This is a genomic window from Methylobacterium indicum, from assembly GCF_001043895.1.
Taxonomy (GTDB): Bacteria; Pseudomonadota; Alphaproteobacteria; order Rhizobiales; family Beijerinckiaceae; genus Methylobacterium; species Methylobacterium indicum.
Map to the genome: position 1 here is coordinate 73384 of NZ_JTHF01000015.1, position 19379 is coordinate 92762.

Sequence of the window (19379 nt, forward strand, 5' to 3'; positions counted from 1 at the left end):
GAGCCGCATGACGGCTTCGTGCCTGTGACGCCCCGCTCACCGCGGCGCGTCGGCGGCCACCGCCTGCGCCAGGGCCCGGCCGGCGAAGCGGGCGGTGGCGAGGAGGCGATCCGGGCCGTGGCCCTCCCGGGCCATGGCCGAGAGGCCGACCATCATCGTCACGACGTAGTCGGACAGGCCTCCGGCCGAGTCCGGGTGGGTGGCCGCGACGAAGCGCCGGATTGTCTCGCCGCCCGCGCCGGTGAGCGCGCGGGCGGCTTCCCGGGCCGCCGGATCGAGGCAGCGCGTGCCCTCGATCGCCAGGCACCCGGCGGCGCCGGGATCCGCGCCGTAGCGGCGCGCGGCCTCTTCCAGCAAGGCGGCCAAAGCCTCGGCCACCGGGCGGCCCGGGCGCAGGATCTCCGTCAGCGGGATCCCCTCGGTCTTCGAGTAATGGCCGAGGGTGCGGGCATAGAGGCCGGCCTTGCTGCCGAAGGCGGCATAGAAGCTGGGCGGGTTGATGCCGAGCGCCTCGGTGAGATCGGCGACGCTGACCGCGTCGTAGCCGCGGGCATGGAACAGCCGCTGCGCCACCACGAGCGCCTGGTCGGGATCGAAGCGGCGCGGACGGCCGCGGGGGCGCGGTGATTTTGTAGGCATCGATACAAAAATTCTTGACCGGGAACTCGGACGATTTATGTAATGGGCACTACCTTAACCCTCAAGGAGGGCCCGATGGCCGCGTCCCGCGACACGTATTTTCAGGGCAAGTATTTTCAGGACAAGTCCGTTCTCGTGCTCGGCGGCAGCCGGGGGATCGGGGCGGCGATCGTCCGGCGCTTCGCCACCGAGGGCGCTCGGGTGACCTTCACCTACGCGGGCTCGCGGGAGGCGGCGGAAAAGCTGGCGGCGGAGACCGGCACGGTCGCCGAGAAGACCGACAGCGCCGACCGGGACGCGGTGATCGCCCGGGTGCGCGAGAGCGGCCCCCTGGACGTCCTGGTGGTGAATGCGGGCGTGGGCGCGTTCGGCGATCCGCTGGAGCAGGACCCCGACGAGGTCGACCGCCTGGTCCGGATCAACGTGACCTCCCCCTATCACGCCGCCGTGGAAGCGGCCCGGCGCATGCCGGAGGGCGGACGGATCATCGTGATCGGCTCCGTCAACGGCGACCGGATCCCGTTTCCCGGCCTGTCCGCCTACGCGATGAGCAAGTCGGCCTTGCAGGGCATGGCGCGGGGGCTGGCGCGGGATTTCGGGCCGCGCGGCATCACCGTGAACGTTGTCCAGCCCGGCCCGATCGACACCGACATGAACCCGGCGGACGGGCCGATGAAGGACGTCATGCACGCCGTCATGGCCCTCAAGCGCCATGGTCGCCCGGAGGACGTGGCCGGGATGGTGGCCTGGCTGGCGGGGCCGGAGGCGAGCTTCGTGACCGGGGCGATGCACACGATCGACGGCGGCTTCGGGGCGTGAGTGGCACCGCGCCGTCGACATGGTGGTGTCGATGGCGCGGTACCGCGCAGGCTTAGCGAGGAGACGCCCAGGTGACGGTCTTCGGCGGCTCGCCCTGTCGCCGGATCCCGGACCGGTGGCCTGAGTTGCGGTGGGTCAGGCGGCCCGAATCCGCGGTCGCCCGGGCCGGTGACGCGCGATCCCCTCGGCCATGACCGTCGCGTAGCGTCCGAAGGCTTTTCCCTCGGGCAGGAGGAGGCGGGGGATCGCCAATTCGCATTCGAGCAGCTGCAGGCGGCCGTCGACGCCCTGGAGCCCGTCGATGCGGGCAAACCAGAGCCGGCCGTAGCGCCGTTCGAGCGCGTCGTTCACCCCCGTCGCCCAGCGTTCTTCGGCGGGGTTGGGGTTCCAGCGATGGTTCTGCCCACCCAGTCGCTCGTGCGCCCACCAGCCTCCCTGGCTGCCGACGGTCTTGCGCACGACGTGACTCAATTCCCCGCCGAGGAACACGAACGAAAGCTCGCCGAAATCGAGCACGGAGGGTAGGAAGGGCTGCACGATCAGCGCATGCGTCAGGGCGAGGGCGGCCATCTCCGCCTGTTTCGCGAAGACGCCCTCCTCCAGAACGAAATGGTGCGCGTCCAGCGCCGGGCCGGACCGGGACACCCGGATGGTGTTCCAGGAGCCGGACGACACGGTCGGCTTGACCACGACGTCGTCCCAGCCCGCCTCGTCCATCGTTCTGACGACGTCGAATAAAGTCCCTTTGGCGATCCACCGGGTGGGGACGAGCTCGATGCCGTCCTCGGAGAGCTTGCGCAGGTAGCGTCCCTTGTCGAGGGCATCGAGGACCAGGGGCAGGGGATTGGCCAGCGGAATGGGCCCGTGCGGTGCCGCGAGCAGCCGCTCGTGAACGCGCTCCACCCGCTCCTGAAAGTCCGGCTCCTTGTGGTACCACCGGCACATGCGCAGGTTCACGAGGTCGATCCCGTCGAGATCGAGCCTGTCGAACGCGGCGAGATGGACCATCCGTGCCTCGACGCCTTCGGCACGAAGGGCATCCTCCACCGCGGGATATTCGAGATGGGGCGCGCCGAGGCTGAGATAGACCGCCTTATGCATGGGAGCCTCCTGCACGGTTCGGCAGATCGGAGGTAAGGGGCGAGGATGTCCCGGCAGCCTTCGGAGACGACCTCGTCGCGATCTTGCGCCGCGTCGTGTCCAGGGCGTCGTAGACGTAGCCGAATGCGAAGGAAGCCAGGAGACCCAGCGGCCGTAGCCTGATGACCCAGTCGAGCTTGGTGTTGATCGGGATCGGGAGGTGGTCGAACCACGTCGCCGTCCCGTCGGCGCGCTGGGCGGCGGGCTGAACGAGGTCGCGTGCGCTGATGTCGAGCACCTTCCCGTTCCGGGCGAAAGGCAGCCGCCAGATCCGCGGCAGCGGAGCCGTCACCGACAGGACGCTCTTGAGCGGAGGCGGGACGATGCCGTGTTCCTGGCGCCAGCGCGCCCGTTCGGCGATCTTGCGCTGGAGGTAGCGCTGGAGGCGCTGCACCCGTTCGGGCGATAGGCCGAGCCAGTAGGGCGACCGGGAGTAGAACAGGCGGCGTTCAACGTTGCGCCGGAGCCGTTCCAGCTCCGGGGTCTGCCGATCGGAATAGCCTTCGGTCCGCACCAGCCAATGCGTCAGCTTGGCCCGGGTACGCCCCATGCACCAGAAGATCGCCATGTCGAGGATGTGGGACAGCAGGAAGAACCGTGAATCCTCGATCGCGGGCGTATATTTCTCGCGCACCATGTTGCGCATCATCGCCCAGTCCTGCCGGGTCGCCTCGTTGATGCGATCGATGTAGTCGTGATCGGCTTCGCCGGTCTTGACTTGTCTCTCCATGACGTTGGCGATATGCCAGCTCGAGACCAGCGCCAGCGCGATGCCCTGGCTGTAATAGGCGTCGATGATGCTGCCGGCGTCGCCCGCCATCGCGTAGCGCTTGGCGCTGACGAAGCGGTCCGTCCAATGCTGGACCTGGCGATAGGCTTGAAATTCGAGCAGCGTCTCCTCGCCGATGATGCCGTCGAGCACCGGGTGCCGGCCGATCAGGGCCCAAAACTGCTCCCGCAGCGTCCCCTCGGCCGGTGTCCTGCGCAGGTCGAAGGTCACGCCGACGCTGATCCGGTTCTGCGAGAGACGGATGACCCAGATCCAGTAGCCGACGCCCCACAGATGGACAGTGTAGAGGTCCCGCGGGGTCCGCTGGCCCGATGCGAGAAGGGCGCTCCACTGTTCGCCGAATTTGGCGTCGTCGACGTGCGAGAACTGCCCCCAGGCCGCGGAGGTCTGGAACTCGTCGTCCCGTTCCCGGCGTTCCGCGCGGTGATCGAGCTGTCGGGCCAGGAGGCGGTTGCGCCCGGAGCAATCCATGATCCAGCCAGCCTCCAGGGGCGGCTCGTCCCTGGTGCCGGCGAGCGTGAGGCGGTGGGGGGCATCGGTCTCTGAGAGAGCGATCGATTCCACGAAAACGTCGTCGAGGAACCGGATGTTGGGGTGCCGGCGGACGGCGTCGCGCATTGCGGCTTCCGCGTCCGGCCGCGCGATCTGCATGTCGAGGAACATGCAGCGGAACCATTTTTTGTCGGGGGCGTGGTCGAAAAGGTAGTGCGGCGGATGCGGATCGGCGTTGACCGCCCACTCGGTCGTCCCGGAAAATTCCGCCCGGTGTTCGGCCCCGACCGTGAACCACACGCCGAGCTTGATGAAGGATTCATCCGAGATGAACCGGTCCAGCTCGCCGACGGTGCGCAGGAAGGCGCTCGTGAACACCAGGAAGGACTCGCCGACCTTATAGCTGTCCTTCCGGCTCGCGACGTTGTCGACGAGCGTGACATCGAGACCGCGCTTGGCGAATTGCAATGCATTGGTCAGCCCGACGATGCCGGCACCGACGACGACGACATCGCTGTATGTCTTGCTCCTGGATGCAGGTGGTGCCCGGTGGGGGCGGATTTTTACTGAGGTAGGCATCGGCTACACCTCCGTCGAAAGCGTCGTCATGGCGCCGCCGGTGCGGCAGCGATCGACGCGGGCGGCTTTGCGCCTATGCGCCGTCGCCCGCCGGCTCTGCGATCCTTGGCGCGTCGGTCGCGGCGTCGCCCGGAGCGTCATCGGGATGGGGCCGAGCGCGACCCGCGTGACCAGGCTGCCTGACCGCTCAGGGTTTCTGAGCGATGGGATATGAAGATGTTATCGATGTGTAGATTTATTGGCGATCTCGACTTTGACGCCCAGAAATTTTTACGCCGAGATGATGCAATGACCTAGAGGTATGTCGATTAAAATTTTGTAATTTCACCGGGAGGGGGTCGGACACCGGAGGTTGCGCCACGGCGATGCCCACGCCCGATCTGTCACAGCGGCCGGCGTAGCGGGGTGATCCGGGGGGGCGGGCCCATCCCGGCTCGATGATGCAGAGCCGGAAGGGCAGGGCACCCGCCGAGGACCCGCAACCCGGACCACGGTTCTTTGTCGGCAACCCTCGGGCCGAAACGCGGGCGATCGTCGAACGGGACGGAACGGCCGGCCGCCGACCCGTGTGGGTGCGTCAATCCCCGCCTCGATCCGCGAGCGGCGCGAGCACCACCCCGTCCGGCGCGTCCGTCGGCGCCCCGCCGTGATGGCACCCCGCGAGGTAGGCCAGGGCCGCGCGGATCACGCGCTCGGAATACGGCTTGGAGATGATCCCGGCGGCGCCGGCGAAATCCAGCGGGACGCGCTTGGCGTTGGCGGTGGTGAACAGGACGGTCAGGCCCGGCCGGCCGCTCAGGTCCTGCGCCACCGCCACGCCCGTCGGTCCGTCGGCGAGATGGACGTCGACCAGGGCGACGTCGGGGGCGAGGTCGCGGGCGAGCGCGATCGCCTCGTCGGAGCGGGCCGCCACGCCGACCGGGACGTGGCCCGCCTCCTCGATCAGGCATTCGAGCTCGAGGGCGATGAACGCCTCGTCCTCGACGATGAGGACCCGCAACGCCGGGCCGCTCAACGCCCCGGCCCCGAGCCGGGTCCCGATCCCGAGGATCCCGATCCCGAGGATCCCGAGCCCAAGGGGAGGACGACGTGGGCGCGGGTGCCCGGCGCCAGGTCCTCGACCACGAGGCTGCCGCGCAACTGGCGCACCAGCATGCCGACGAGGTCGCGGCCGAACGCCTCCGGGTTGGCGGGGGCATCGGGCAGGCCGATGCCGTCGTCCCACACCTCGAGCACCAGGCGGTCGCCCTCGCGCCGCGCCGTGATGGCGATCCGGCCCCGGCGGTCGCCCGGGAAGGCGTGCCGGACGGCGTTGACGGCGAGTTCGTGCATCAGGAGCGCGAGCGGCGCGGCCATCGAGGCCGGGACCGCCAAGGCCTCGACCTCGACCGTGAGCGAAATCCGCTCGGGGTCGATCCCGGCTCCGAGCTCGATGGCGAAATCGTCCGCGAAGTCGCGCAGGTCGAAGCGCGAGACGTCGTCGAGGGTGTAGAGCAGGCGGTGGACGGTGGCGAGCGCCCCGATCCGGTCGGCCATGCTGCGCAGGACCACGCGGCAGGCCGCGTCCTGGGCGCGGCGCGCCTTGAGCAGCACCAGGGAGGAGATGACCTGCAGGTTGTTCTTCACCCGGTGGTCGACCTCGTGCAGCAGGGCGGTCTGCTGGTCGAGGGCGGATTGGAGCGCCCGGTTGCGCGCCTCGACGTCCTGGGCGAGGAACTCCTTCTCCCGCATCAGCGCCCGTTCGGCCTGCCGCGTGCCGGTGACGTCGGAGAGGAGCGCGAAATAGGAAGAGACCGTGCCGCGCTCGTCGCGCACCGGCGTGAGCGACATGGCGTTCCAGAACGGGCGCCCGTCCTTGCGGTAGTTCAGGAGATCGACCTGGATCGGCTCGCCGTGCGCGACGGCCTCCCTTACCCGGGCGATCGCAGCCGGATCGGTGTCGGGACCCTGGAGGAAGCGGCAGTTGCGGCCGATCACCTCGTGCGCCTCGTAGCCGGTGACGCGGCAGAAGGCCGGGTTGGCGAACACGATCGGGTTGTCGGGCCGGCCCGGGTCCGTCATGATCATCGGCGTCTCGCTCGCCCGGAAGGCGTCCGCGAAACGGGTCTCGTTGGACAGGCCGGTCGCCTGCGCGGGGCCCGCCTCGGCCTGCCTGGGAGCATCCAACCCGATCATCCGCACTCGCCCGCCGACGGCCGACCCCGGCCGGAGGAGCCCGGACGGAGCAGGGCTGTCGCCCCGTTCACCACAGCGAACCCACGACCCGGGGCTGGGTTCCCGCCGGTCGCGTAAGCTCCGGTGGATCTAATCTTAATCCTTTCTCCATCATGATCCCGCCCACATCCTCGGGTCGAGTGCCGGCGACTGCCGGGCACCGGACCTTGCGGCAGGACCGCGACGCACAATTCTGTTGCGTTCATTCTTTTTGCATCGTCTCACCCGCCGACCGGGGGCGACGGTGAGGCGCCCGGAGGACGACGCGCACGATGACGACGACCGCCGAGAGACCGGGGACGCAGAGGCCGGGGACGGGCTGGCTCGCCCGCACCCGCGCGACCCTGCGGGACGTGGCGGCGGACCGGCGCATGGCGATGATGCTGGTGCTCGGCTTCGGCGCCGGCCTGCCGATCCTGCTCGTCTTCGCCACCCTGTCGGCCTGGCTGCGCAGCGCCGGCATCGAGCGCTCGAGCATCGGGCTCCTCAGCTACGTGTCGCTGGCCTACACGCTGAAGTTCCTCTGGGCCCCGGTGATCGACCGGGTCGACCTGCCGGTGCTCTCGCGCGTGCTCGGCCGGCGCCGGGCCTGGATGCTGCTGGCGCAGCTCGCGGTCGCGGCGGGCCTGATCGCGATGAGCCGGGGCGATCCGGCGACGTCGCTCGGCTACACGGTGGTCTGCGCGCTGGTCATCGCCTTCGCGTCGGCGACCCAGGACATCGTGGTCGACGGCTGGCGCATCGATTCCGCGCCGCCCGAGCGCCAGGGCATGATGCTGGCCTCCTACCAGCTCGGCTACAGCCTCGCCCGCATCTGCGCCGGCGCCGGGGCGCTGTTCGTCGCCGACGCCTTCGGCTGGGCCCCCGCCTACGGCGCCATGGCGCTCCTGATGCTGGTCGCGCTCGCCGGCACGCTCGCCGCCCCGAAGGTCCAGGCGCGCGATCCGGGTCCCCGGCGCGGCTGGCGCCATGCCCTGCGCGAGGCGGTGGTCGAGCCCTTCGCCGACCTCGTCGCCCGCAAGGGCACGGGGCTGGTGCTGATCCTGGCGCTCATCACCGTCTACCGCCTGCCCGACATCGTGTCGGGCATCATGGCGAACCCGCTCTACATCGACATGCACTTCACCCTGTCGGAGATCGCCACGGTCTCGAAGGTCTACGGCGTCTGGATCGGCATCGCCGGGGCCTTCGCGGGCGGCATCGCGGTGAGCCGGCTCGGCCTTTACCCGGCGCTGCTGATCGGCGGGATCGCGGCCTCGGCCTCGAACCTGATGTTCGCCTGGCTGGCACTGGCCGGCCACGACCTGCCGCTGCTCGTGGCCAGCATCAGCATCGACAACTTCGCCGGGGCCTTCGCGGGCACCGCGCTCATCGCCTACATGTCGAGCCTGACCTCGCCGGCCTTCGCGGCGACGCAATACGCGCTCCTCTCCTCGCTCTACGCGCTGCCGGGCAAGTTCGTCGGCGGCCTGTCGGGCTTCGCCGTCGAATCCCTCGGCTACCCGGTCTTCTTCGTGATGACCGCCGCGGTCGGCATCCCGGTGACGCTGCTCTGCCTCGGCCTGCGGCTCCTGCCCGGCGAGACGGAGCCGGTCCGGGCGGAGGAGGTGCCGGCCCGGGCCTGAGGCGCGCCGCCCCTTGCGGAACCGGGCACCGGCGCCCCAGCTTTATCGGCACGTCCGATGCGACGGCCCGCCCGTCGCAACCGCCTGTCGCCCGAAAGGGAGCGCCCGTGTCCGAGATCGTCGCCGTCGAGCCCGTCCCGTCCCCCGTCCCGGTCGGGGCGCAACCCATGAGCGCGGAGGACCGCGCGGCCTTGCGCCGGGCGGTCGCGGCGCTGGAGCGGCCGAGCCTCGCCGGCCGGCTCTCCGCCATGGCGGGCGCTCCCCTCGACATGATCGGCCGCGCCCTGCCGGCCCCGGTGATGGACGCGGTCGGCCATGCCACCGAGACGGCGATGCGCGGCGCCCTGCGGGCGGCGCTGGCGACCCTGCCGGCCAAGGCCTCCGGGACGACCGCCGGGACGGAATCCGATCCCGAGGCCGCGGCGCTGGCGCCCCTCGGCCCGGACCTCTCGCCGTCCGCGTCCTGGCGCGACCGGGCGATCGACCTCATCGGCCGCTTCCCCCCGGGCGACCGCGGCCACAAGGCGCTGGCGGCGGTCTCGGGCGCCATCGGGGGCGCCTTCGGGCTCACCACGCTCGCCGTCGAGTTGCCGCTCTCCACCACCCTGATGCTGCGCTCCATCGCCGAGATCGCCCAGCGCGAAGGCGAGGATCTCGGCGATCCCGAGGCGGCGCTGGCCTGCATGCAGGTCTTCGCCCTCGGCGGCCGCGGCCCCGTCCAGGCCGACGCGCCGGCCGGCACCGCCGCCGAGAGCGGCTACTTCGCGGTGCGCGGGGCGCTGGCCAAGGCGATGTCCGAGGCGGCGCGCTACGCCGCGGGCCGCGGCCTCCTCGACGAGAGCGCCCCGGCGCTGATGCGGTTCGCCGGCCAGGTCGGCGCCCGGTTCGGCGGCGTGGTCTCGCAGAAGCTCGCCGCCCAGGCGGTGCCGGTGCTCGGGGCGCTCGGGGGCGCCGCCGTCAACACCGCCTTCATGGACCATTTCCAGTCGATCGCCCGCGGCCACTTCACCGTGCGGCGGCTGGAGCGCCGCTACGGCAAGGGCGTGGTGCGGGAGGCCTACGAGGCGGAGCGGGCCTCCCTCGGCACGGCATGAGGCCGGCTCACCGCGCGCCGTAGCGCGCCTTGAGGAGGGCGTAGACGAGGCGCGCGGTCTGCACCTCGCCGCCCTCCGGCCGGCCGGGCTTGCCGCTCGGGTTCCAGCCGTAGAGGTCGAGATGGACATGCGCCTTGGCGGCGGGCGCGAAGCGGCGCAGGAACAGCGCCGCCGTCACCGCCCCGGCGAAGGGGCCGCCCGAGACATTGTTGAGGTCCGCGACCTTCGAATCGAGCAGCCCCGCATAGGGCGCCCAGAGCGGCATCCGCCAGACCGGGTCGTTCACCGCGAGGCCGGTGGCGGCGAGCTCCGCCGCCAGGGCGTCGTCCTCGGTGAACAGGGCCGGCAGGTCGGGACCGAGGGCGACCCGGGCCGCCCCCGTCAGGGTCGCGAAGTCGAAGACCAGCTCCGGCGCCTCCTCGTCGGCGAGGCTCAGCGCGTCGGCCAGGATCAGGCGCCCCTCCGCGTCGGTGTTGCCGATCTCGACCGTGAGGCCGTGGCGGCTCTTCAGCACGTCGCCGGGGCGGAAGGCGTCACCGGCCACCGCATTCTCGACCGTCGGGACCAGCACCCGCAGCCGGACGGGGAGACCCGCCCCCATCACCATCTCGGCGGCGGCGAGCGCCACCGCGGCGCCGGCCATGTCCTTCTTCATCAGGAGCATCGCGGCCGAGGGCTTGATGTCGAGGCCGCCGGTATCGAACACCACGCCCTTGCCGACCAGGGTGACGCGGGGTGCCGACGGGTCGCCCCAGGTGATGTCGATGAGCCGCGGCGCCCGCGGCGAGGCCCGGCCGACCGCGGCGATGAGCGGGAAGCCCGTCTCCAGCGCCTCGCCCTCCACCACCGTGCAGGCGGCACCGAACCGCCCCGCCAGCGCCCGCGCCGCCGCCTCGATCTCCGCCGGGCCGAGATCGTTCGCCGGGGTGTTGACGAGGTCGCGGCCCGCCGCCACCGCGTCGGCGATGCGGTCGATCTCGGCGGCGTCGACCCCCGCCGGGACGGCGAGCCGTGCCGTCGGCGCCGCCCGATCGCGGTAGCGGCCGAAGCGGTAGCCCGACAGCCGCCAGGCGAGCGCGGCGAGCGCCGGATCGCCGGGGTAATCCGCCAGCCGGTAGGTTCCCTCCGGCAGGGCGTCGGGCAGGCGCCCGACCGCGAAGGCATCGCCCTTGCCTTTGTTCTTGTCCTCGATCCCGAACAGGACGGTCTCGAGCCTTCCGTCCGCCCCCGGCAAGAGGGCGATCCGGCCGGGCTTGGCCTCGAACCCGCTCGCTTGCGCGAAGGCCGCGGCGAGCGGCGGCAGCGCCGCCAGCACGGCCGGCCAGCCGGCGGCGTCGACGCAGCGGATCGGGGTGGCGGCCTCGGTCGCGGGCAGGAGCGTGGTCACGCGGGGCATCCCTTCCTTCAACACGGACGGCTGAGCGCCGGAGGGGGAGCCAAGACCGGCCGCTTGTCAATCCTCGGGGGCGTGCCGCGAAACGTGGCGGCGCGATCCGGCCCGGCCGGGTGCGCCGCCCGGGCGCCTCGCCGCAGGCCGGGAACCCCGCGGGCCCCTCGGCGTCACCCCGCACGACACACAGTCCCAATCGAGAGGAGCCCGCCATGGCCGAGGACAGGAAGCCCATCAACCCGCTGGAGCGGCGCGAGGCGATCGGCATCGAGGATGGCAGCCGGCACGACGGCGAGGCCGTGACGACGAGCCGCCACGGGGTCGGGACCGACCGGGGCGGCGCCGAGGCGCGGCCGCCCGCCCCGAAGGCGACGCCTTCGGACACGCCCCGGCGTTAACGGCCGATTAGGGTTAACGACCTATCACCACGGTCACGAGGGCCGTGGGAGCGGGTTGCCACATCCCAGGCCCGTCCCTGGAGTGGCCGATGCCCGCGACCGTCGAGACCCGTCCCGCCCGCTCGAATGCCCTGCGGCGCCTCGCCGTCGTCGCGGCGGTGGCGCTGATGGCCTCGGGCTGCCTGTCGCGCCAGCCCCTCACCACCGGGTCGATCGATGCCGCCGCCCCCGCCGACACCGCGCGCCGCGACGTCGGGCGGCTCGCCCAGCGCTACGAGCGCGACCCGGGCGACATCGGCACCGCGATGGCCTACGCCCAGGCGCTGCGCGCCACCGACCAGGGCGCGCAGGCCGCGGCGGTGCTGCAGCAGACGGCCTTGCGCAACCCCAAGAATCCCGCGGTGCTCGCCGCCTACGGCAAGAGCCTGGCCGAGATCGGCCGCCTCGCCGAGGCGGCGGAGGTGCTGCGCAACGCCCATTCCCCGGCCAATCCCGACTGGCGCGTGCTCTCGGCGCAGGGCGCGGTGGCCGACCAGATGGGCGACCACGCCCAGGCCCAGCGCTACTACGAGGCGGCGCTGAAGATCGTCCCGGGCGAGCCGGCGGTGATGTCGAATCTCGGCCTGTCCTACGCGCTCGCCAAGCATCTGCCCGAGGCCGAGGCGACCCTGCGCCAGGCCAGCGCCGATCCTCGCGCCGACGCGCGGGTGCGCCAGAACCTCGCCCTCGTGCTCGGGTTGCAGGGCCGCTTCGGCGAGGCCGAGCAGATCCTCACCCGCGATCTCGGGCCGGCGGAAGCCGCGCAGAACGTGGCGGCGCTCCGTGCCTCGATCACCCAGCCCAACGCCTGGAAGGCGATCCGCTCGGCCGAGAAGGCCGAGGCACCGGCCCCGCGGCCCCGCGCGGCCGCCTCGGCGATGTGACGCTGCGGGCCCCACGTGTCGCGAAGGCCGGCCGCACGCGTCAGGACGGCGGCGGGGCCACCCACACCGCGTCGCGCACGGTGATCGCCCGCGGGATCAGGCCGAGGCGGTGGAAGCGGTCGGCGGTGGCCTGCTGGCCGGCGAGGATCGCGTCGGTCAGCGGACGCACCGCGAACTGGGTGCGGTCGGCGGCGGCCTTCTGGATCGGCAGCGGGATCCCGGTGACCTCGGCGAGCGCCTGCGCCACCTGATCGCGGTGCGCCTCGGCCCAGGCAGCGCCCTGTTCCAGGCCCCGCAGGGCCGCGCTCACCACCGCCGGATGGGCCTGGGCGAAGCTCTTGTTGGCCAGGAAGTAGCCGGACACGTCGAGGGTCTGGCCGGAGGTGGTGAGCATCCGGGTCTTGTCGCGCGCCTGCGCGATGGCGAAGTACGGGTCCCAGATCGCCCAGGCGTCGACGCTGTCGCCGGTGAAGGCCGAGCCCGCATCGGCCGGCGACAGGTAGACCGGCGTGACGTCGGTGAAGCGCAGGCCCGCCTTCTCCAGGGCGGCGACCAGCAGGTTGTGCGAGGAGGTGCCGCGGGCGACCGCCACCTTGCGGCCCTTGAGGTCGGCGACGGTGCGGATCGGGGACGCGTCCTTGACCAGGATCGCCTCGCCCTCGCCCGAGGGCGCCGCCGCCGCGGTGTAGACGAGGTTGCCGCCGGCGGCCTGGGAGAAGATCGGCGGCGCGTCGCCGGTATAGCCGAAATCGATGCTGCCGGCGTTGAGCGCTTCGAGGAGCGGCGGGCCGGCCTGGAACTCGAACCAGCGCACCGCGATGCCGCGCGGCGCGAGCTGCCGCTCGATCAGCTGCTGCTGGCGCGTGACGACGATCAGCCCGATCTTCTGGTAGCCGATCCGGAATTCCTTGGGCGCGGCGTCCCCGGCGCGGGCCGGGCCCGCCGCCAGGGCGCCGGCCGTCATCAGCCCCGCGAGGACGGAGCGGCGTGTCGGATGCATCGAGTCAACTCCGGTAAGTCATCCGGGGCAAGCGACAGTCGTTGCCGGATCGTCGAGGGTGAGCGAAAGCTCTCATTCCCCGGATGTGCCGTCAATGAATGGGAAAACCAAAATCGAGCGCGAGACAAGGCAGGATTTCTCTGGCGACCTGTGTCGCTGGAATTTATTTTCTTGCACTCATGGAGGCGGACGGCGCGACGCGCATCATCGCGTCAACCAAGCTGTCGCGTTGCGTCGCCACCGTCTCGCTCCCTTCAGTCCGGGCTGTCCGGGGAGGCAGGCGATCGAAGATCGCGCGTGGGGGTGACACGTTTCAGTGTGAGAGCCTGTTTGAGTAGTTTTCTTTCGCTGAAATTCTGATGATCAAGCATATCCTGCCCTCCCACCTCAGGATGAGGTCGTGGGCAGGATATGCCCTGCTGGTTCCGGCTTTATGAAAGACGATCCTGCTCGAACAGGCTCCGAGAGCCTGTTCGACATGACCGACAGTCTTCATACCCTCATCGTCATTCCGGGTTCCTCTGCGCGGCCCCGAAATCACATTGAGGATGTCAAATCCGCGGGATGCATTCAAACAGGCTCTGAGCCGCTCGGCGTCGTGCTGATGGCGGGACGATCATAGCCTGACGCAGGATCGCAGTACCCTGCGCGATCTCGGCTCGCCCCTGCCCCTCTCCCACGCGGGAGAGGGAATCCCGAGCTCGATTCTCGGCCGTGGTTTCACCCGGCAGCCATGCGTTGGCGAGCGAGCCCCCGAGACGATCTGCCGAACCGGACCATCCCCCGGGAGAAGACGATCCCGCGTTGCCGCCCGGGCCGCCCGCCGCCATGATCCGCCGGCAAGGCCGCCCGGCCCACGGGGCGCCGCCGGAGGAAGCCCGTGACCCGCGTGCTCTACGAACTCGCCGCCGCCGACCCGGACCGGCGCTTCAGCCCGTTCTGCTGGCGCATCCGCCTCGCCCTCGAACACAAGGGCCTCGCCTTCGAGGGACGGCCCTGGCGCTTCACGCAGACGGAGGCGCTCGCCTTCTCGGGCTCGGACAAGGTCCCGGTCCTGGTCGAGGACGGACGGCCGATCGCGGATTCCTCGGTCATCGCCGCCCATCTGGAGGCGGCCTATCCCGACCGCCCGTCGCTGTTCGGCGGTGAGGGGGGCGAGGCGCTGACGCGCTTCCACGTCGCCTGGACCGACCAGGTGCTGCACCCGGCCCTGGTGCCTCTGCTCCTCCTTCCCATCCACCGCCACCTCGCCGAGGCGGACCGGGCCTATTTCCGCCGAAGCCGCGAGGCCCGCTTCGGCAAGCCGCTCGAGGCGGTCTGCCCCGATGAGGACGCGCAGCGCGTCACAGTGCGGCGCACGCTCTCTCCGGTCCGGGCGGTGCTGCGGGCGCAACCCTTCCTCGGCGGGCAGGGCCCGCTCTACGCCGACTACGCCGTGATGGGCGCCTTCCTGTGGGCTCATGCCGTCGGCGGGCCGGACCTGCTCGAGCCCGACGACCCGGTCGAGGGATGGCGGAAGCGGATGCTGGGCCGGATGGGGGAGGGATCGCGGGCCCTGACCTTCGGCTGACGCGAACTCCCTGTGGACCCCGCCGCGCGGCGCGGATCGGGGCGGGGCCTGCCGTGTTACGAGTCGGGCCATCGCAGGGAGCCGAGATGACGATCAGCGTCGAGATGGGGGTGGCGAGCGGCGGCCGGCCGGCCGCCCTCGACCTGGAGGAACTGCTGGCGACGCGCCTCCTCGTCCAGGGCAACTCCGGCTCGGGCAAGTCGCACCTGCTGCGCCGGCTGCTGGAGCAGAGCGCCCCGCACGTCCAGCAGGTGGTGATCGACCCCGAGGGCGACTTCGTCACCCTGGCGGACGCCCACGGCCACGTCGTCGTCGAGGGCGATCACGGCGAGGCCGACCTCCAGCGCATCGCCGCCCGGGTGCGGGCTCACCGGGTTTCGGTGGTGCTGACGCTCGAGAACCTCGACGTCGAGGCGCAGATGCGCGCCGCCGCGGCCTTCCTGGGCGGCCTGTTCGAGGCCGAGCGCGACCATTGGTACCCCGTCCTGGTGGTGGTGGACGAGGCGCAGCTCTTCGCCCCGGCCGCCGCCGGCGAGGTCTCGGACGAGGCCCGCAAGGCCTCGCTCGGCGCGATGACCAACCTGATGTGCCGCGGCCGCAAGCGGGGCCTGGCCGGCATCATCGCGACCCAGCGCCTCGCCAAGCTCGCCAAGAACGTCGCGGCGGAAGCGTCGAACTTCCTGATGGGCCGCACCTTCCTCGACATCGACATGGCGCGGGCCGCCGACCTGCTCGGCCTCGAACGGCGCCAGGCCGAGAGCTTTCGCGATCTGGAGCGCGGTCACTTCATCGCGCTGGGGCCCGCCCTGTCGAAGCGCCCGCTGCCGATCGCCATCGGGCCGGTCGCGACCTCGGCCCGCTCGTCGAGCCCCAAGCTCGTTCCGCTGCCGAGCCCGGCCGCCGGCGATTCCCTGCGCGACCTGATCCTGACGCCCGCCGAGAGCGAGGTGAGCTGGATGCCCGCGCCGCGTCCGGCTCCCGCGCCGCGGGCGACGCCGACCGACCTGCTGCAGCAGCTCGCCCAGTACCGGCCGCCGGAGCCGGTCGAGGCGCCGCCGAGCATGAGCGACGCGGAGCGGGACGCGGCGCTCGCCGAGATCCTGCGCGAGATCGCCGCCGACCCGGACGGGGCCCACCACCCGATCGCGGTGCTCTACCAGGACTTCCTCGTCCGCTGCCGGATGCGCCGGCTGCCGGGCGACCCGCTCGATCTCGGCCGATTCCGCCGCCGCCTCTCCATCGCGCGGGCCGGGGTCGACGGCGAGGCCGCCGAGGGCGACGAGGCGGAGGCCGTGATGGCGGCCTGCGCCGGCCTGCCGGAGGAGGTCCAGGGCCTCTTCCTGCTGCTCGCCCGTGCCGCGCGGGCCGGCGCCCCGTGCCCCTCGGACGATGCCCTGGCGCGGGCCATCGGCTCGCGCTCGCCCGGCCGGGCGCGGCGGCTGCTCGCCTATGTCGAGAGCCGCGGCGCCGCGGTTTGCCGCACCGATTTCCGCGGCAACCGCGTCGTCGCCCTGCCGGCCCTCGGCTGCGAGACCGCCCCCGGCGATCCGAAGGGCACCGTGGAGGAGCCCGCCGGCCTGTTCGCGGCGGAGTAGGGCTCCCGGCTTCCGTGATCGCGGCATCCGCGGAGGCCGCTTCCACGCCGGTGCCGAATCGTGTCCGTTCGTGTCGCATGCACGCCGCATTAAGCCTCTTCGTCGATGGTGGAGCGGCAGCAGCCTGCGCCCTTGCGGTCGAACGATCCTCGGGCGACACGACTGCTGATCGATCGAACGACCGTGGCGGACGCCTTGAAGTTGCATATCCAGCCTGAATCGGAACCGGGTACCCAGCCGATCCACATTCGGGTCGGCGGCCGCTACCTTCTGCCGGGCGGGGCGGAGCATGCCTGCGAGACCCGCAGCCTGTCCCTCGCGGTCATCGACGTGCTGGCGCCCGAGAGCGGCCTCCTGGGCGATCCGGTCACGCTCTATCTCGACGATGTCGGCCCGGTGGCCGGCGCCATCCAGTCGATCCGGCCGGACGGCTTCACCCTGGCGGTCGATGTCGGGCCCGAGCGCCGGGCCCGCTTCGCCGCCCGCCTCGACTGGCTCGCCGGCCTGGCGAGCGGGCGGACCGACCAGCGCAGCGACCCGCGCATCGTGCCGACCGTGCGCAGCGTCGAGGTGCGCCGCGCCGACGGCCAGGTCCAGTCCGGGACGATCATCGATCTGTCGATGACCGGTGCGGCCATCTCGGTCGCCGAACGCCCGGCCGTGGGCGAGGTCGTCACCCTCGGCAAGCGCCGCGCGACCGTGGTGCGCCACCTCGAGACCGGGTTCGCCGTCACGTTCCGGCTGCCGTTCCGGCCCGAGACCTTCGGCCTGCACGTCATGCTGTAGGCTGCGGGATCGTCGCCGGGGATCGCGCATGTGCCGACGACGCGGCACCATCAACGACCTGGGGCCGCGCCGGTCGCCGGGCGATCGGGTGCCGCTCGAGACCGCGGTGAGCGGCCGGGGGACGGGATGCTGGGCAAGAGCCGCAGTAGGAGCCGGAGCGAGAACCGGGGCGAAACGTCCGCGACCGGCGGGATCGGGCGCCTCGACCGTGGCCCCGGCCGGGAGCCGGTGGACATCCGCATCATCGTCTCGGCCGCCCCGGCCCGGAGCGCGCGGGAGCGCGCCTCCGCCTATCTGCCCTGGCCGGTCAGGCTCGTGTTGAAGCTCGGCCTTCCGGCCTTCGTGCTGTTCATGGTCTTCGTGCTGCCGAACTACCTCGACTGCCGCACCCGGCACGGATCCGGCCAGTTCTTTCACGGCATGACGGTCGCGGCCTGCACGCGCCAGACGGTCTCCGGCCAGATCGACGAGACGCACAAGCGGTTCGAGGACATCGCCCGCGCCATCGGCGCACGCTGACCGGGCGGGTGGCCCGATCGCAAGGCGGCAATCGTCAGGCGGCAATCGTAAGGCGGGAAGTCTGTCAGGTCCTGGCACGGGCGACAAGGCGCTTGCGGGCACGGGGCCTTGCGCGGCGCCGCCTGTCGGTGGCCGGGGGACTGCCTTAAGTTCGGGTCCATTCGCTCCGGTACGAGGACGAGGCCCCCGATGTTCCCAGACGTGAAGCTCCACATCGCCGGCGAGTGGCGCGCCGGCAGCGGCGGCCAGACGATGCCGATCCTCAACCCGGCCACCGGCGAGACCCTGAGCCAGCTCGCGGTCGCGACCACCGACGACCTCGACCAGGCCCTCGCGGCGGCCGAGCGCGGCTTCCAGGCCTGGCGCAAGGTCTCGGCCTTCGAGCGCAGCAAGGTGCTGCGCAAGGCCGCCAACCTCATGCGCGAGCGCGCCGACGAGATCGCCCGGATCATGACCCTCGAGCAGGGCAAGCCGGTGGCGGAGGCCAAGATGGAGGTGCTCGGCGGCGCCGACACCATGGACTGGTTCGCGGAGGAGGGCCGGCGCGCCTATGGCCGGGTGATCCCGCCCCGCGCCGAGGGCGTGATGCAGCTCGTCATCCGCGAGCCCGTCGGCCCGGTCGCGGCCTTCACGCCGTGGAACTTCCCGATCAACCAGGCGGTGCGCAAGGTCTCGGCGGCGCTCTGCACCGGCTGCTCGGTGATCCTCAAGGGTCCCGAGGACACCCCCGCGAGCTGCACCGCGCTGATCCAGGCCCTGCTCGACGCCGGGGTGCCGGGCGACGTGCTCGGCCTCGTCTTCGGCGACCCGGCGACCATCTCGTCCTACCTGATCCCGCACCCGATCATCCGCAAGATCACCTTCACGGGCTCGACCGCGATCGGCAAGGAGCTCGCCGCGCTCGCCGGCAAGCACATGAAGCGCGCCACGATGGAGCTCGGCGGCCACGCCCCGGCGATCGTCTTCCGCGACGCCGACGTGAACAAGGCCGTGCAGGTGCTCGGCGCCAACAAGTTCCGCAATGCCGGCCAGGTCTGCGTCGCGCCGACCCGCTTCCTCGTCCACGATTCGGTGTTCGACGCCTTCGTGGACGGCTTCGTCGGCCTCTCGCAGGGCCTCAAGGTCGGCAACGGCCTGGAGGACGGCGTCAAGATGGGCCCGCTCGCCCATGGCCGCCGCATCGAGGCGATGGAGGGCTTCGTGGCCGATGCCGAGCAGAAGGGCGCGACCTTGCGCACCGGCGGCAAGCGCATCGGCAACCAGGGCAACTTCTTCGAGCCGACGGTCTTCACCGACGTGCCGCTCGACGCCCGGATCATGAACGAGGAGCCCTTCGGGCCGATCGCCGCGATCCAGCGCTTCTCGGACGACGAGGAGGCCTTCGCGGAAGCCAACCGCCTGCCCTATGGCCTCGCCGCCTACGCCTATACCCGCTCGGCCGAGACGGCGACCAAGCTCGCCACCCGGGTCGAGAGCGGCATGATGTCGATCAACCACCACGGCATCGCCCTGCCGGAGACGCCCTTCGGCGGCGTCAAGGATTCGGGCTACGGCAGCGAGGGCGGCTCGGAGGCGATCGAGGCCTACCTCAACACCAAGTTCGTCACCCAAGCCGGCTTCTGACGCAGGGACGGCCCCCGGCGTCGGGGGAGGGGGCTCGATGCCTCCGCCCATCTCCGACGCCCCCTTCGCCGGTGACCCCGCGCCGGCGAAATAAGGGTTGCCAAGCCAGGGCGGACCCCTTAGATCCCACTTCCACCGGCGGGGAGCAATTCCCGCCGTTCAGGCGCCCGTAGCTCAGCTGGA

17 protein-coding genes are annotated in these 19379 nt (G+C 71.6%); 10 read left to right on the forward strand and 7 right to left on the reverse strand.

The genetic code is table 11. The features are described from left to right. Positions 1-36: 36 nt before the first annotated feature. Complete coding sequence (locus QR78_RS02345) at positions 37-639, reverse strand: TetR/AcrR family transcriptional regulator (protein ID WP_048425876.1); 603 nt, start codon at positions 637-639, stop codon at positions 37-39. 75 nt (positions 640-714) lie between these two features. Between QR78_RS02345 and bdcA the strand changes: the two genes are divergently transcribed. Next, complete coding sequence (gene bdcA, locus QR78_RS02350) at positions 715-1458, forward strand: SDR family oxidoreductase (protein WP_048425877.1); 744 nt, start codon at positions 715-717, stop codon at positions 1456-1458. Positions 1459-1593: 135 nt separating this feature from the next. Here bdcA and QR78_RS02355 read toward each other — a convergent pair whose 3' ends face one another. The 4 genes from QR78_RS02355 to QR78_RS02370 all read right to left on the reverse strand — a co-directional run bounded on the left by QR78_RS02355 (position 1594) and on the right by QR78_RS02370 (position 6634). Beyond that, a complete protein-coding gene (locus QR78_RS02355) occupies positions 1594-2559 on the reverse strand; it encodes an ATP-grasp domain-containing protein (protein ID WP_048425878.1) in 966 nt (321 codons plus the stop codon). Next, entirely contained in the window at positions 2552-4459 is a 1908-nt protein-coding gene (locus QR78_RS02360) for an NAD(P)/FAD-dependent oxidoreductase (RefSeq protein ID WP_125901104.1), read from the reverse strand. Before QR78_RS02360 ends, QR78_RS02355 begins: the two co-directional genes overlap by 8 nt. Before the next feature lie 577 nt (positions 4460-5036). After that, the gene (locus tag QR78_RS02365; protein WP_202972697.1) at positions 5037-5459 is read right to left on the reverse strand and encodes a response regulator; all 423 of its coding nucleotides are present in this window, start codon (positions 5457-5459) and stop codon (positions 5037-5039) included. 11 nt (positions 5460-5470) lie between these two features. Then, a complete protein-coding gene (locus tag QR78_RS02370) occupies positions 5471-6634 on the reverse strand; it encodes a PAS domain-containing protein (protein ID WP_048425880.1) in 1164 nt (387 codons plus the stop codon). A gap of 311 nt (positions 6635-6945) precedes the next feature. Here QR78_RS02370 and QR78_RS02375 point away from each other — a divergent pair, with 311 nt between their 5' ends. Further along, a complete protein-coding gene (locus tag QR78_RS02375; protein ID WP_048425881.1) occupies positions 6946-8298 on the forward strand; it encodes an AmpG family muropeptide MFS transporter in 1353 nt (450 codons plus the stop codon). Positions 8299-8405: 107 nt separating this feature from the next. Continuing rightward, a complete protein-coding gene (locus tag QR78_RS02380) occupies positions 8406-9392 on the forward strand; it encodes an EcsC family protein (protein ID WP_048425882.1) in 987 nt (328 codons plus the stop codon). Between the two features lie 7 nt (positions 9393-9399). Here the strand turns inward: QR78_RS02380 and QR78_RS02385 are convergent, their stop codons facing one another. Continuing rightward, the gene (locus QR78_RS02385; protein ID WP_244276430.1) at positions 9400-10779 is read right to left on the reverse strand and encodes a leucyl aminopeptidase family protein; all 1380 of its coding nucleotides are present in this window, start codon (positions 10777-10779) and stop codon (positions 9400-9402) included. 215 nt (positions 10780-10994) lie between these two features. Here QR78_RS02385 and QR78_RS02390 point away from each other — a divergent pair, with 215 nt between their 5' ends. Both QR78_RS02390 and QR78_RS02395 read left to right on the forward strand, forming a co-directional pair. Beyond that, entirely contained in the window at positions 10995-11180 is a 186-nt protein-coding gene (locus QR78_RS02390) for a hypothetical protein (protein WP_048425884.1), read from the forward strand. A gap of 89 nt (positions 11181-11269) precedes the next feature. Continuing rightward, a complete protein-coding gene (locus tag QR78_RS02395) occupies positions 11270-12103 on the forward strand; it encodes a tetratricopeptide repeat protein (protein WP_048425885.1) in 834 nt (277 codons plus the stop codon). A gap of 40 nt (positions 12104-12143) precedes the next feature. On the opposite strand, the gene QR78_RS02400 is transcribed toward QR78_RS02395, so the two are convergent. Further along, entirely contained in the window at positions 12144-13103 is a 960-nt protein-coding gene (locus QR78_RS02400) for an aliphatic sulfonate ABC transporter substrate-binding protein (RefSeq protein ID WP_048425886.1), read from the reverse strand. Positions 13104-13983: 880 nt separating this feature from the next. Here QR78_RS02400 and QR78_RS02405 point away from each other — a divergent pair. The 5 genes from QR78_RS02405 to QR78_RS02425 all read left to right on the forward strand — a co-directional run bounded on the left by QR78_RS02405 (position 13984) and on the right by QR78_RS02425 (position 19196). Further along, positions 13984-14673, forward strand: a complete 690-nt coding sequence (locus QR78_RS02405; RefSeq protein WP_048425887.1) for a glutathione S-transferase N-terminal domain-containing protein — start codon at positions 13984-13986, stop codon at positions 14671-14673. Between the two features lie 86 nt (positions 14674-14759). Then, on the forward strand, positions 14760-16268 hold the full coding sequence (locus QR78_RS02410; RefSeq protein ID WP_048425888.1) for an ATP-binding protein: 1509 nt from the start codon (positions 14760-14762) through the stop codon (positions 16266-16268). Between the two features lie 201 nt (positions 16269-16469). Beyond that, the gene (locus QR78_RS02415; protein WP_244276429.1) at positions 16470-17054 is read left to right on the forward strand and encodes a PilZ domain-containing protein; all 585 of its coding nucleotides are present in this window, start codon (positions 16470-16472) and stop codon (positions 17052-17054) included. 228 nt (positions 17055-17282) lie between these two features. Beyond that, positions 17283-17573, forward strand: coding sequence for a hypothetical protein (locus QR78_RS02420; protein ID WP_125901102.1), 291 nt, complete (start codon positions 17283-17285; stop codon positions 17571-17573). A 189-nt stretch (positions 17574-17762) separates the two neighbouring features. After that, positions 17763-19196, forward strand: a complete 1434-nt coding sequence (locus QR78_RS02425; protein ID WP_048425889.1) for an NAD-dependent succinate-semialdehyde dehydrogenase — start codon at positions 17763-17765, stop codon at positions 19194-19196. The last annotated feature ends 183 nt before the right edge of the window (positions 19197-19379 follow it).

Bases quoted from the DNA above. Each gene is read 5' to 3' on its own strand.
- QR78_RS02410 (WP_048425888.1), top strand. From the start codon at position 14,760: ATGACGATCAGCGTCGAGATGGGGGTGGCGAGCGGCGGCCGGCCGGCC.
- QR78_RS02360 (WP_125901104.1), bottom strand. From the start codon at position 4,459: ATGCCTACCTCAGTAAAAATCCGCCCCCACCGGGCACCACCTGCATCC.
- QR78_RS02390 (WP_048425884.1), top strand. From the start codon at position 10,995: ATGGCCGAGGACAGGAAGCCCATCAACCCGCTGGAGCGGCGCGAGGCG.
- QR78_RS02395 (WP_048425885.1), top strand. From the start codon at position 11,270: ATGCCCGCGACCGTCGAGACCCGTCCCGCCCGCTCGAATGCCCTGCGG.
- QR78_RS02400 (WP_048425886.1), bottom strand. From the start codon at position 13,103: ATGCATCCGACACGCCGCTCCGTCCTCGCGGGGCTGATGACGGCCGGC.
- QR78_RS02375 (WP_048425881.1), top strand. From the start codon at position 6,946: ATGACGACGACCGCCGAGAGACCGGGGACGCAGAGGCCGGGGACGGGC.
- QR78_RS02355 (WP_048425878.1), bottom strand. From the start codon at position 2,559: ATGCATAAGGCGGTCTATCTCAGCCTCGGCGCGCCCCATCTCGAATAT.
- QR78_RS02370 (WP_048425880.1), bottom strand. From the start codon at position 6,634: ATGATCGGGTTGGATGCTCCCAGGCAGGCCGAGGCGGGCCCCGCGCAG.
- QR78_RS02345 (WP_048425876.1), bottom strand. From the start codon at position 639: ATGCCTACAAAATCACCGCGCCCCCGCGGCCGTCCGCGCCGCTTCGAT.
- QR78_RS02425 (WP_048425889.1), top strand. From the start codon at position 17,763: ATGTTCCCAGACGTGAAGCTCCACATCGCCGGCGAGTGGCGCGCCGGC.
- bdcA (WP_048425877.1), top strand. From the start codon at position 715: ATGGCCGCGTCCCGCGACACGTATTTTCAGGGCAAGTATTTTCAGGAC.